Annotated in this window: 13 protein-coding genes and 1 tRNA gene; 12 read left to right on the top strand and 2 right to left on the bottom strand. The window is 67.5% G+C overall.

Annotation, left to right across the window (positions count from 1 at the left end; all coding sequences use genetic code 11):
- Positions 1-56: 56 nt before the first annotated feature.
- Positions 57-140: transfer RNA gene (locus EDF39_RS12980), tRNA-Leu, on the bottom strand.
- An 85-nt stretch (positions 141-225) separates the two neighbouring features.
- Between EDF39_RS12980 and EDF39_RS12975 the strand changes: the two genes are divergently transcribed.
- Genes EDF39_RS12975 through EDF39_RS12960 form a run of 4 tightly spaced genes read left to right on the top strand, consistent with a single transcriptional unit; the run spans position 226 to position 4,227 of the window.
- Positions 226-1,539 carry a M20/M25/M40 family metallo-hydrolase gene (locus EDF39_RS12975; protein ID WP_055957647.1) on the top strand — a complete coding sequence of 438 codons (1,314 nt, stop codon included), beginning with the start codon at positions 226-228 and terminating at the stop codon, positions 1,537-1,539.
- 16 nt (positions 1,540-1,555) lie between these two features.
- On the top strand, positions 1,556-2,395 hold the full coding sequence (locus EDF39_RS12970; RefSeq protein ID WP_055957644.1) for an undecaprenyl-diphosphate phosphatase: 840 nt from the start codon (positions 1,556-1,558) through the stop codon (positions 2,393-2,395).
- On the top strand, positions 2,395-3,633 hold the full coding sequence (mshC, locus tag EDF39_RS12965; RefSeq protein ID WP_123943763.1) for a cysteine--1-D-myo-inosityl 2-amino-2-deoxy-alpha-D-glucopyranoside ligase: 1,239 nt from the start codon (positions 2,395-2,397) through the stop codon (positions 3,631-3,633). Before EDF39_RS12970 ends, mshC begins: the two co-directional genes overlap by 1 nt.
- Positions 3,634-3,648: 15 nt before the next feature.
- The gene (locus EDF39_RS12960; RefSeq protein ID WP_123943761.1) at positions 3,649-4,227 is read left to right on the top strand and encodes an AAA family ATPase; all 579 of its coding nucleotides are present in this window, start codon (positions 3,649-3,651) and stop codon (positions 4,225-4,227) included.
- A 54-nt stretch (positions 4,228-4,281) separates the two neighbouring features.
- Here EDF39_RS12960 and EDF39_RS12955 read toward each other — a convergent pair whose 3' ends face one another.
- Positions 4,282-5,202, bottom strand: a complete 921-nt coding sequence (locus EDF39_RS12955) for a proteasome assembly chaperone family protein (RefSeq protein ID WP_123943759.1) — start codon at positions 5,200-5,202, stop codon at positions 4,282-4,284.
- Between the two features lie 127 nt (positions 5,203-5,329).
- On the opposite strand from EDF39_RS12955, the gene EDF39_RS12950 reads away from it, so the two are divergent.
- From EDF39_RS12950 to tatC, 8 genes are all read left to right on the top strand, one after another.
- Positions 5,330-6,049 (top strand): HAD family phosphatase, encoded by a 720-nt coding sequence (locus EDF39_RS12950; protein ID WP_255410128.1) that lies wholly within the window; start codon positions 5,330-5,332, stop codon positions 6,047-6,049.
- The gene (locus EDF39_RS12945; RefSeq protein ID WP_123943757.1) at positions 6,046-7,149 is read left to right on the top strand and encodes a tRNA (adenine-N1)-methyltransferase; all 1,104 of its coding nucleotides are present in this window, start codon (positions 6,046-6,048) and stop codon (positions 7,147-7,149) included. The genes EDF39_RS12950 and EDF39_RS12945 overlap by 4 nt, the downstream gene beginning before the upstream one ends.
- Positions 7,150-7,157: 8 nt before the next feature.
- Positions 7,158-8,132 carry an FKBP-type peptidyl-prolyl cis-trans isomerase gene (locus tag EDF39_RS12940; protein WP_123943755.1) on the top strand — a complete coding sequence of 325 codons (975 nt, stop codon included), beginning with the start codon at positions 7,158-7,160 and terminating at the stop codon, positions 8,130-8,132.
- 149 nt (positions 8,133-8,281) lie between these two features.
- A complete protein-coding gene (locus tag EDF39_RS12935) occupies positions 8,282-9,199 on the top strand; it encodes an FKBP-type peptidyl-prolyl cis-trans isomerase (RefSeq protein ID WP_123943753.1) in 918 nt (305 codons plus the stop codon).
- 32 nt (positions 9,200-9,231) lie between these two features.
- Positions 9,232-10,278 (top strand): YafY family protein, encoded by a 1,047-nt coding sequence (locus EDF39_RS12930; protein ID WP_123943751.1) that lies wholly within the window; start codon positions 9,232-9,234, stop codon positions 10,276-10,278.
- Positions 10,271-11,248: a YafY family protein gene (locus tag EDF39_RS12925; RefSeq protein ID WP_123943749.1), complete on the top strand. Its 978-nt coding sequence runs from the start codon at positions 10,271-10,273 to the stop codon at positions 11,246-11,248. Before EDF39_RS12930 ends, EDF39_RS12925 begins: the two co-directional genes overlap by 8 nt.
- A 60-nt stretch (positions 11,249-11,308) precedes the next feature.
- Positions 11,309-11,641 carry a twin-arginine translocase TatA/TatE family subunit gene (locus tag EDF39_RS12920; RefSeq protein WP_123943747.1) on the top strand — a complete coding sequence of 111 codons (333 nt, stop codon included), beginning with the start codon at positions 11,309-11,311 and terminating at the stop codon, positions 11,639-11,641.
- 90 nt (positions 11,642-11,731) lie between these two features.
- Complete coding sequence (tatC, locus tag EDF39_RS12915) at positions 11,732-12,487, top strand: twin-arginine translocase subunit TatC (protein WP_123944216.1); 756 nt, start codon at positions 11,732-11,734, stop codon at positions 12,485-12,487.
- Positions 12,488-12,557: the final 70 nt, after the last annotated feature.

Here is a 12,557-nt window from a genome sequence, read left to right as displayed (position 1 = left end):
CGCCCGAACAAAAAAGACCCTGCCCGGTAAGGGCAAGGTCTTTTCGTTTTGTTCGGTGTCCGAAGGGGGACTTGAACCCCCACGCCCGTAAGGGCACTAGCACCTCAAGCTAGCGCGTCTGCCATTTCCGCCACCCGGACCGGTGTGTTGCGGCGTAACCGCCTCGAAGACATTAGCACGATCTGAGCGGCGGTTTTGACACGCGCCTCCGGGTAGCGTTGCGGCATGACCGAACACGTCGACACCACCCAGCTCGACGAGACGGCTGAGATCGCGCGCGACCTCATCCGTTTCGACACCTCCAACTACGGAGGGGGGAAGTCCAATGGCGAGGCCGATGCCGCCGAATACGTGTCGGCGAAGCTCGAAGCCCTCGGCCTGAAGCCGGAGACGTTCGAATCCGAGCCCGGCCGTCACAGCGTGATCGCGCGGGTCGAGGGCCGCGACCGGGCAAAGCCGGGGCTCGTCGTGCACGGTCACCTCGATGTCGTTCCCGCGGATCCTGCGAACTGGACGGTCGATCCGTTCGGCGGCGTCGTCAAAGACGGCATGCTCTGGGGTCGCGGCGCGGTCGACATGAAGAACATGGACGCCATGATGCTGACGGCTGTCGGCGACCTGCTGCGTGCCGGCGAGCGTCCGGCGCGCGACCTCGTGCTGGGATTCCTTGCTGACGAGGAGGCCGGGGGAGTGCTCGGGTCGCACTTCCTGGTCAAGAACCACCCCGAGCTCTTCGACGGCATGGGCGAGGCGATCAGCGAGGTCGGCGGCTATTCGACGTACATCGATGGCAAGCGCTCGTACCTGCTGCAGACCGGCGAGAAGGCGCTGATCTGGATCAAGCTCATCGCTCGGGGCACCGCGGGCCACGGGTCGCAGATGATCGCGAACAATGCGGTCACCCGACTCGCCGAGGCCGTGGCGATCCTGGGGCGTCAGGAATGGCCCGTCGCACTGACCGAGACGACGTCCGGGCTGCTGCGCGAGGTGTCTCGGATCCTCGGTGTCGATCCCGAGCGGGTGAGCCCCGACGAGCTGGTGCTGAAGACGGGCACGGCGTCGGGCTTCATCAAGGGCAGCCTTCGAGTCACGACGAACCCGACCATGCTGACGGCGGGCTACAAGCACAACGTCGTGCCCGACACGGCCGAGGCGCTCGTCGACATCCGCTGCATGCCCGGCGAAGAGGAAGACGTCCTGGCCCAGGTGCGCGCCCTCATCGGCGACGACATCGAGATCGTGACCATGCACACCGACATCGGTCTCGAGACGCCGTTCTCCGGCCCGCTCGTCGAGTCGATCAAGGCCACGCTCGAGCGGCACGATCCGGGAGCCCCCGTCTTGCCCTACCTGCTCAGCGGCGGCACCGACAACAAGGCCCTCAGCCTGCTCGGTATCAAGGGCTACGGCTTCGCGCCGCTCCGCCTGCCCGAAGAGATGGACTTCCCGGCCATGTTCCACGGCGTCGACGAGCGGGTACCGCTCGAGGCGCTAACCTTTGGCAGTCGCGTGCTCCGCGACCTTCTCGCCAGCTACTGAGAGGCTCCTTCCTCACGTGGAACACCTTCTTCAGGCACTCCTTCTCGGCCTCGTCCAGGGCCTCACGGAGTTCCTCCCCATTTCGTCGAGCGGTCACATCCGGCTCGTCGCACTGTTCTTCCCGCACGGCGCCGAGGAGTTCGACCCCGGCGCGGCTTTCACCGCGATCATCCAGCTCGGCACCGAGCTGGCGGTGCTGATCTACTTCTGGAAAGACGTCTCGCGCATCGTCTCGAAGTGGTTCGGGTCGCTCTTCGGTCGGGTCGACAAGCGCGACCAGGATGTCCGGATGGGTTGGCTGGTGATCATCGGCACGTTCCCCATCGTCATCGTGGGGGTGCTCACCCAGAAGTTCATCGCGAACGAGTTCCGGTCGCTCTGGTTGCTCGCGACCGTGCTCATTGTCTTCGGCCTGGTCTTGGCCGCCGCCGACATCTTCGGGAAGAAGCTCGCGCGCTTCGAAGACATGAAGTGGGGCCACGGCATCGCGATCGGCATCGCGCAGGTGCTCGCGCTGGTGCCGGGTGTCTCGCGCTCAGGCGCCACGACATCGGCTGGCCTCGCACTCGGCTACACCCGTCCGGCGGCCGCCCGCTTCTCGTTCCTCCTCGCGATCCCCGCCGTCTTCGGCTCCGGGCTGTTCGAGGTCTACCAGGCCCTCTCGGGCGGGGCCACCAACGAGTTCACCTGGCCCGCCACCATCGCGGCGACCGTGGTCTCGTTCGTGGTCGGCTTCGTCGTCATCGCCTTCTTCATGAACTACATCTCGAAGCGGAGCTTCCTGCCCTTCGTGATCTATCGGATCCTGCTCGGCATCGTCCTGTTCATCCTCCTCGGCGTCGGGGTCATCGGCTGATGCGCTCCTGGAACGCCCCGGTCATCCCGGTTCTTCCGGGCGAAGGATCCGCGCCCGACCTCTTCGACACCGCCACCGGCGGGCGGCACGTCACCGACGGTGGTCGCCTCTACGTCTGCGGGATCACCCCGTACGACGCCACCCACCTCGGTCATGCCAACACGTACCTCGCTTTCGACACGCTCGGGCGGGTCTGGCGCGATGCGGGCGTCGAGGTCGTCTACGCGCAGAACACGACCGACGTCGACGACCCGTTGCTCGAGCGCGCGACAGCCACCGGCGTCGACTGGCGTGAGCTCGCGGCCTCGCAGACCGACCTGTTCCGCTCCGACATGGAGCACCTCCGTGTGAGCCCGCCCGACCACTTCGTGGCCGTCACCGACGTCATCGAGCCCATCGGCGAGGCCGTCGCGAAGCTCCTCGCCGACGGCTTCGCCTACCGGGTCGACACACCCGATTCGACCGCGGGTGACGACGTCTACTTCGATGTCGACAGGGCAGGATCCGAGACGGCGTGGCATCTCGGTCTCGAAAGCCGTCTCGGCGCGGGCGACATGCTGCGGTTCTTCTCCGAGCGCGGGGGAGACCCGGAGCGACCCGGCAAGCACAACGTCCTCGACCCGCTGCTGTGGCGTTCCGCCCGCGACGGCGAGCCCTCGTGGCCGAGCGCCGTCGGCGATGGACGCCCCGGCTGGCACATCGAGTGCTCGGTGATCGCCCTCGACCACCTGGCTCTGCCGGTGTCGGTGAACGGCGGCGGCTCCGACCTCATTTTTCCGCACCACGAGATGAGCGCGGCCCACGGCACGGCACTGACCGGTGAGACGTTCGCCTCGCACTACGCCCACTCGGGCATGGTCGCGTATCAGGGCGAGAAGATGTCGAAGTCGCTCGGCAACCTCGTGAAGGTCTCCCAGCTGGTGGCCTCGGGAGTCGACGCCCGTGCCATCCGGCTCGCACTGCTCGACCACCACTACCGGAGTGACTGGGAGTGGTTCGACGGCTCCCTTCTCACGGCCGTCGCACGCCTCGCCGAGTGGCAGCGGTGGGCCGCGCGAGCCGTCGATGGCACCGAGGTCACACCGCTCCTCACCGAATTGCGCCGCCACCTCGCCGACGACCTCGACACACCCGGTGCCATCGCGGCGGTCGAACGCGCGGTGGCGTCCGGCGAGGCGCCGTCATCGATCGACGTGGAGGCTGTCGATGCTCTTCTCGGCATCCGCGTCTCGGCCTGACAGCGGGTTCTCGGCATGACGCTCAGGCCCCTCGACGCTCTCCCCACGAGCCCACGCCGAGTGCTGGTGGCAGGCGTGTCGGGGGCCGGCAAATCGACTCTCGCGAGGCGCCTCGCCCGGATCCTCGGCCTCGACTACGTCGAACTGGACGCCCTCTTCCACGGCCCGAACTGGACACCGCGCGAGGAATTCGTCGCCGACGTCGAGGCGTTCACCAGCGGCGAGCGGTGGATCACCGAGTGGCAGTACGAATCCGCTCGCGCACTGCTGGCCGAGCGCGCCGACACGCTGGTGTGGCTCGACCTGCCCTATCCGCTGGTCTTCGCCCGGGTGGTTCGTCGCACTCTGGCGCGCAGGATCCGGCGGCAGCCGCTCTGGAACGGCAACATCGAGGGCCCCCTCAGCGCGATCCTCACCGACCCGGAGCACATCATCCGCTGGTCCGTTCGCACCCGCCGCAAATACCGCGATCTCGGTGCCCGGCTCGCGCGGTCACATCCGCACCTGCAGGTGATACGTCTTCGCTCGCGACACGAGGTGGAGCAGTTCGTCTTCGCGGCCGGCACCCACCGGGCCGATCAGCTCGACTCGTAAGTAAGGCCTGCCCTCGCGGCGGGTCGCTGGCGACCGCGCCATCGATCCGCGGTGTTACACCGCGGGCGGCCGCCAGGGCTCGTCGCCGCTTTTGCCGTCGCGCTTGCGGAGGTACTGCTCGAACTCCTGCGCGATCGCCTCACCGCTGGCCTCGGGGGAGTCGACCGTGTCGCGGGCCTGTTCGAGCTGCTCGATGTAGCCGGCCATGTCTTCGTCGTCGGCTGCGAGCGCGTCGATGCCGGATTCCCAGGCCGATGCCTCGTCGACGAGCTCGTCTCGGGGGATGACCACACCGGTGATCTCGGCGACCTTGTCGAGGATCGCGAGGGAGGCCTTGGGGGAGGGGGCGTTGTGCACGTAGTGCGGCACGGACGCCCAGATCGACAGGGTCGGGATCGACGCCGCCTCGAGGGCGTGCCCGAGTACGGAGAGGATGCCGACGGGCCCCTCATAGGTGGAGCGCTCGACGTCGAACTCTTGACGGACGTCGGCGTTCTCGCTGCCGACGAAGATCGAGATCGGCCGAGTGTGGGGCACATCGGCGAGCATCGCGCCGAGAAAGACCACACCTGTGATGTCGTGCACGTCGACCAGGTCGACGATCTCGGCTGCGAAGCTGCGCCAGCTGCGCGAGGGCTCGGCGCCGAGCAGCACGAAGAGACCTCCGTCGGCAGGACCGTCGGCGGTGTCGAGGACGCCGGAGATGTCGATCACGGGGGAGACGACCTGGGGCGTGCCGTGCAGCTGGATTCGCGGCCAGATGAGGCTGGCGCTGCCGTCGTCGTCATGCGAGGCCTGCGGACGATTGAACTGGTAGTCGATGTACGCCTCACCGTCGAGCTCGGCGAGCGTCGTCATCTCGAGGGTGTCGACGAGCGACCTGGCGACGTTGCTGGCGGCTTCGCCGGCGTCGTTCCAGCCTTCGAAGGCGACGACGAGCAGTCGACCCTCAGCGAATCGTGACGATGGCGACACCGGACTCCTTTACTGCGGAGACCCTCGTTCGGCCCTCCGCGTCAGCTCTCCACGATAGCCGCTAGCAGCAGCGGCCCGGTCCCGGACCTCCCGTCGGCGTCACCGCCCTGCTCTAGACTCGCCTGTCGTGACCGATTCGACTGCAGAGCGCCTCCGCGCCGAGATCATCCCGGCCGCCGTCCTGTGGGACATGGACGGCACGCTCGTCGACACCGAGCCGTACTGGCAGGAGTCACAGGTCGCTCTCGTAGCCGAGCACGACGGTGTCTGGAGCCAGGAAGACGGCGACTCGCTGATCGGCTCGAGCCTCTGGCACTCGGCCAAGGTGCTCCAAGATCACGGGGTCGACCTCACGGCCCAAGAGATCATCGACCGGATGACGGACGACGTGCTCGAACGGGTCCGCGTCCACGTGCCGTGGCGTCCGGGTGCGCGCGAGCTCCTCCGCGAGCTGCGCGACGCCGGCATCCCGACGGCTCTCGTGACCATGTCGTTCCGGCGGATGGCCGTCGAGATCGTCGAGATCATCGATTTCCCCGCCTTCGACCTCGTCGTCGCCGGTGACGAGGTCGAGCACGGCAAGCCGCACCCCGAGGCGTACCTCACCGCGGCCGCGAAGCTCGGCGTCGACCCGCGGCACTGCGTCGCGATCGAAGACAGCCCCACCGGCCTGGCTGCGGCCATGGCCTCGGGCGCCGCGACGATCGGAGTCGAGCATCATGCGCCGTTGCCGCAGGACGGCGGGTTCACGCACCGGCACTCGCTGAGTGACGTCTCGCTGAGCGAGCTCTCGCGGATCCTTCACTCTGCCCGCGGGCTCGACGCACTCCCGGAAGGCGACTCATGACCGACCACCAGACCGACACCTCGCAGGCGGACGCCCAGTTCCGTCGGCAGAGCGGGCCGTTCCTCTGGGGCGACAAGGTGCAGCTGACCGGGCCCAAGGGCCGCATGCACACCATCACGCTGACCCCCGGCGGCGAATTCCACACGCACCGCGGCATCATCCGACACGACGACGTCGTCGACCTGCCCGACGGCTCGGTGCTCATCAGCACGACGGGCGATGAGTACCTCGCGCTCCGGCCGCTCCTCGCCGACTTCGTCATGTCGATGCCCCGGGGCGCCGCGATCGTCTACCCGAAAGACGCGGCGATGATCGTCACGTTCGCCGACATCTTCCCCGGAGCCACCGTCGTCGAGGCGGGCGTGGGCTCGGGTGCCCTGTCGCTCTCCCTGCTGCGCGCCATCGGCCCCGAGGGTCGCCTCGCGTCGTTCGAGCGCCGCGAAGAATTCGCCGACGTCGCGCGGGGCAACGTCACGAGCTTCGTCGGCGCCACGCCCAGCAACTGGTCGGTCACGGTCGGCGATCTGCTAGAAGAGCTGCCCCGCGTGGTCGAGGCCGGAACAGCCGACCGCGTCGTGCTCGACATGCTCGCCCCGTGGGAGAACGTCGAGGCGGTCGCGATGGCCCTCAAGCCCGGCGGTCTGGTGGTCTGCTACGTGGCCACCGTCACCCAGCTCTCCCGGACGGCCGAGGCGTTCCGTCACTTCGGCGGCTTCACCGAACCCGACTCCTCCGAGACGCTCGTGCGGTCCTGGCACGTCGAGGGCCTGGCCGTTCGGCCCGACCACCGCATGATCGCGCACACCGGCTTCCTGTTGACGGCCCGTCGTCTCGCCCCGGGGGCCGTCCTCCCGCAGCTGAAGCGTCGCGCGTCGAAGTCCGACTACTCCGAAGAAGATGTCGAGCTCTGGACTCCGGGCGCTCTCGGCGAGCGTTCGGCCACCGCGAAGAAGCTTCGCAAGACTGCGAGGCAGGCTCAGGACGCCGCGGCCAAGGCCGTCGCCGGCGCCGATGCGATCCGGCCCGCAAGCGAAGGATCCGAGGCTCCCGCGCCCGGCACCGACCTCCCGACTCCGTCCACCACAACCGAACAGGACTGACCGTGCAGATGAAGATCACCAAGACACTCGCCGCCGCTGCCGCCGTGGGGGCTCTCGTCTCCCTGTCGCTCGCCGGTTGCTCCTCCGCCGAGCCGAGCGCCAGCTGCTCGGGCGGCACGTCGTCGGGCAGCGTCTCCGAGTCGATCAAGGCGTCCGGCGACGTGGGCAAGGCCCCCAAGGTCACCTTCGACAAGGGTCTATCGACGAAGACCACCGAGAAGACGACGCTGGTCAAGGGCGACGGTGCCCTCGTGAAGAGCGGCCAGCCGGTCATTTTCCAGGTCTCGCTCTACAACGGGTCGACGGGCAAGCAGGCCACCTCGACCTACACGTCGACGCAGGGCGGCACCTACCTGGTCGCGGGTAAGCCGGCCTCGGGCACCAGCCTCGCCGCACTCAGCGAGGGCTTCGTGTGCTCGCACGTCGGCGACCGCGTCGCGATCGCCGGCAGCCCCGAAGACTCCACGAACGGTCAGGGCATCAGCGACTACAAGATCGGCGCGAAAGACAGCGTCGTCTTCGTCGCCGACATCCTGAAGGCGTTCCCCTCAAGGGCGACCGGCGAGAAGCAGAAGGCCGTGTCCGGCGAGCCCACCGTCACCCTCGCCAAAGACGGGGCCCCCACGATCACCGTTCCGAAGACGAAGGCTCCCAGCAAGCTCGTCTCGACCACGCTCATCGAGGGATCGGGCGCCACCGTCAAGGAGGGCGACTCGGTGATGATGCAGTACACCGGCGTGCTCTACAAGAACGGCAAGGTGTTCGATTCGTCGTGGGCCAAGGGTCAGCCCTTCGTCGGGAGCCTGACCTCGGGTCAGCTCATCGACGGCTGGGTCAAGGGTCTCGCCGGCAAGAAGATCGGCAGCCAGGTGCTGCTGGTCGTGCCTCCGGCCGACGGCTACGGAGCCACCGCGCAGGGCGATTCGATTCCCGCCAACTCGACGCTCGTGTTCGTCGTCGACCTGCTCGGCAAGGTGTCGTGACCCGTCGCGACTGAGCGGTCGGAGCCGCGGCCGCAGCCCCTCGAAGGGCCTGTGACCGGCGGCTTCGACCCCCACGAACACCCGATAGGCTGAACGGGCCGTGCCCTCAGGGGCCGGCTCTCTCAAGTGCAGTAAAGAAATGAGGATTCGTGCGCAAGATCCCCGCGCTGATCGTTGTTGCCGGGCTTCTGGCGACGCTGACCGCTTGCTCCACGAGCTCCGCCCCCGGTTCGGCCGGCTGCACGACCCCCGCCTCGGGCGACGCCTCGTCCGTGGTCTCGGCGAGCGGGTCGGTCGGCGAAGCGCCGACCAAAGTCACGATCCCCACGCCGATCAACACGCGGCACACCCAGGTCTCCACACTCGTGCAGGGCGACGGCCAGACCCTCACCGACGGCACTCCCGCGCTGATCAAGTTCGCCGTGTATTCGGGTGAGACCGGCAAGGCGGTCCAGGCCTACGCCGCCGCCGCGGCCCCCGTCACCGTCGGTGCCACCACCGGTGGCCCCCTCGTCGACGCTCTCGAGTGCGCCCAGGTCGGGTCGCGTATCGCCGTCGCCGTCAAGGTCAGCGATCTCAGCTCGACCACGGCGAAGAAAGACGACAAGTCGGGCCCGGCCTACATCGCCGTCATCGACGTCGTCCGCGCCTTCCTTCCCAAGGCCGACGGCGCCCTCCAGTTCGGCGTCAACAACATGCCGGCCGTGGTGACCGCCGCCAACGGCGCACCTGGCATCAGCATCCCTGACGTCGCCGCTCCCAAGACCGAGAAGGTGCAGCTGGTCCGTAAGGGCAACGGGGCGAAGCTCACCGCGAAGTCCACCGCCGTCGCGCAGTTCACCGCGGTCGACTGGGCGGCCGAGCCGACCGTTCAGGGCTCCACCTGGGTCAACGGCGACGCCGCGACGACGATCGACCTCTCGTCCGACAAGATCCCCAGCACCGTGAGAAAAGCCCTGATCGGCCAGCGGGTCGGCTCGCAGGTCATGATCGTCATCCCACCGACGGCCGAGAGCGGCTCCACCTCGACCCTCGTCTACGTATTCGACCTTCTGGGATCGCTCTGACGATCCGCCTCGGCTGACCTAAGATCCCTTTCGTGCCGAAGAAAGCCACTCCTTCCTCCAGTGCCGGACCCGTTGGGCGCGCCCCACGCGTCCCGGTTGAAGAGCGGCTGTTCAGTCTCGTTCTGGCGTTGCTCGCCACCGACACGGGTCTGACCAAGACCGAGATCCTCTCGACCGTCCAGGGCTACCGGCAACGATGGAGCCGGGGTGACAACCTCGCCCTCGAGAGACAGTTCGAGCGAGACAAAGACGACATCCGCGAGCTCGGCGTTCCCCTCGAGACCATCGAAGAACTCGGTTCGAGCGGCAACAACCAGAACCTCCGCTACCGAATTCTCCGCGGCGACTACGAGCTCCCCACCGACATCGCCTTCTCGTCCGAAGAGACGGCCCTGCTGACCCTCGCCGCCATGGTCTGGCGCGAGGGGACCCTCTCGGGGGAGTCCCGTCGTGCCCTCCTCAAGCTCCGCAGCCTCGGTGGGGCGGCCCCGGTCCCCGAACTCGACTACGCCCCCAGAATTCGCTCGCGCGACTCCGCGTTCGAGCCGCTGCGCACCGCCCTCGATCGGTCGGCCGTGGTTCTGTTCGACTACCTCAAGCCCGGCGAGAGTGCGCCTCGGGCCCGGCGAGTGGTTCCCTATGCCCTCGTCCAGTTCCAGGGGCGCTGGATGTGCTCGGCGATCGAGACCGAGACGGGCGGTTGGCGAACATTCCTCCTCTCCCGGATCACCGGCGAAGTCACGGTGACGAACGAGAACGTCACGGTCCCGCCGGAGGCGACAGCCGAGCGCTCGCTCGCCGACCTCGAAGACCTGTGGTCGGCGCAGACGGCCGTCGTCGAGGTTGAACCTGCCTCCGATGCAGAGACCCGACTGCTGAAGCGCCGCGGCACGACCCGAGGTGACGACGGCACCCTGACCATCCACTGGTCGGATCGCTTCCTGCTCGCCGATGAGCTGGCCTCGTTCGGGCCCGAGGTGCGCGTCGTCGAGCCGGAGGGGGTGCGCGAGCTCGTCGTCGAGCGTCTCAGCGCACTCGCGACTCAGCACGCCGATTCACGAAAGGCATCCCGTGGCTGAGCGCGCACCCGCCCTCCAGGCGCAAGACAAACTCGCTTTCCTGCTCTCCCTCGTTCCCTACCTGATGGATCGCGGAAGCGTCAGCGTCGCCGAGGCTGCTACCCACTTCGGAGTTCCCGTCACGCAGATCCGGCGCGCGGTCGAGCTCATTGCAGTCTCGGGTATACCGGGCGAGACAACCCAGTACCAGCACGGCGACCTCTTCGACATCGCCTGGGACGACTTCGAGCAGAACGACGTGATCGTCCTCACGAACCTCGTCGCTATCGACGACTCGCCTCGCTTCTCGGCGCGAGAGGCCGCCGCCCTCATCGCCGGTCTGCAATATCTCTCGTCCCTGCCCGAGAACGCCGACAGGCAGGCCATCGCCACCCTGATGTCGAAGTTGGCGCGCGGAGCCTCCGGGGCCCCCAGCCAGGTCGCCGTCGAGAATTCCGAAACGAACCAGCTCCTCGCCCTCGTCCGCCGCGCGGTCGACGAGGGTGTCCAGCTCGAATTCGACTACTCCGGAGTCCGCGGGCAGATCGAGCGGCGACGCGTCGATCCGCTCCGAGTCGAATCCCTCGACGCCGACTGGTACCTCCGGGGCTACGACCACCTGCGCGAAGCCGTCCGCACTTTCCGCCTCGACCGGGTGAGCGATGCCGCTGTCAGCGACCAGCCCATCTCGTTCCGCGCCGCCGACGTGTCGCTTCCCGACACGCTGTTCGAAGGCTCGCCCGACGACATCGTGGTCGAGATCGAGATCGACGCCGCGGCCTCGACGCTGCTCGACGATTACGCCCCCGAGACGATCGAGGACGGGCCCGAGGGGCGCACGCGACTTGCGCTGCGGGTCAACCATTTCGGATCCTTGGCTCGCCTTGTCGCCGGGCTCCCCGGAGGGCCCGTCGTCGTCGCACCGGCCGCGGCACGGGCGGCTGTGGCCGACTGGGCCACCCGAGCCACTCACAGGTACGACCAGCCCTGACGCTTTTCCGGGGCGTCCGCGTTAGAATCGCCTTTCCGCACACTTCTTAGGAGGCGACTGATGTTCTCAGGTGCTCTTGGCCTACCCCACCTTCTGATCATTCTGGTGATCCTGCTCCTCCTCTTCGGAGCACCGAAGCTCCCCGCCCTCGCGAAGAGCGTCGCTCAGTCGATGAAGATCTTCAAGACCGAGATCGGGCCGAACCACGACGGTTCGTCCGACGCCGCCACCACGGCGCCGACCAACGCCGCACCCACAACGGTCGCGCCGACTCCGTCGGCACCCGTGCAACACACCACGGTGAACCCCGACGGCAGCACCACCACCACCGTCACCACGCCGGCACCGTCCGGCAACGCGGCTCCGCTCAAAACCGACAAACCGAAGCTCTAGTCGGTGGCCACGACCTCGGTGCCGGGCGGTGCTCAGGGCGGTGGCACGGCTCGTTCTCGCGGTGCGAAGCGGAGCCCGGCTGAGGGTCGCATGTCGCTTGGGCAGCACTTCCTCGAGCTGCGCAAACGTCTCTTCTTCGCCGCGGTGGCCATTGCCGTGTGCTCGGTGGCCGGCTGGTTCCTCTCGACGTACGTGCTCGACGTGCTCCGCTCACCCGTCGAGCAGATCTCCGGCAACGGTCGTCGTCTCGCTTCGCTGAACTTTGCCAATGTCACTGGTGCGTTCGACCTCAAACTCACCATCACGATCACCGTTGGCGTGATCATCTCGAGCCCGGTGTGGCTTTACCAGATCTGGGCGTTCATCGTGCCGGCTCTGGTTCGCAAAGAGAAGCTCTATGCGATCGGCTTTCTCGGTGCCGCGATCCCACTTTTTCTGGCCGGTTGTTGCGCCGGGTTCTTCGTGCTCCCGCACATCGTGCAAGTGATGACCTCGTTCATCGCCTCCGAAGATTCCAGCATCATCGACGCCAAGACGTACTACGACTTCGTGCTCAAGCTGGTGCTCGCCATCGGCGTCGCGTTCGTGCTTCCCGTCTTCCTCGTTCTGCTGAACTTCATCGGTGTGCTGACAGCGGCGTCGATCCGCAAGAGCTGGCGCGTGGCGATCATCCTCATCACCCTTTTCACCGCGATCGTCACCCCCTCCGCCGACGTCATCTCGATGATCCTGCTGGCCATCCCCATGGTCGGGCTCTACTTGATCGCCTGCCTCGTCACTACCCTCCACGATCGGCGTCTCGCCAAACGGGTGGCGGCCCTCGACGCTGAGCTCGCCGGGGCCTAGCAGTTCCCGGCACAGGCCCCTCTCGGCAGCGGTCTCCCGTGCACGGGCTCGGAGGCGGCGCGTGACAGAA

It is taken from the genome of Frondihabitans sp. PhB161, assembly GCF_003814635.1.
Classification (GTDB): domain Bacteria; phylum Actinomycetota; class Actinomycetes; order Actinomycetales; family Microbacteriaceae; genus Frondihabitans.
This window is presented reverse-complemented; position numbering and strand designations above follow the sequence as displayed.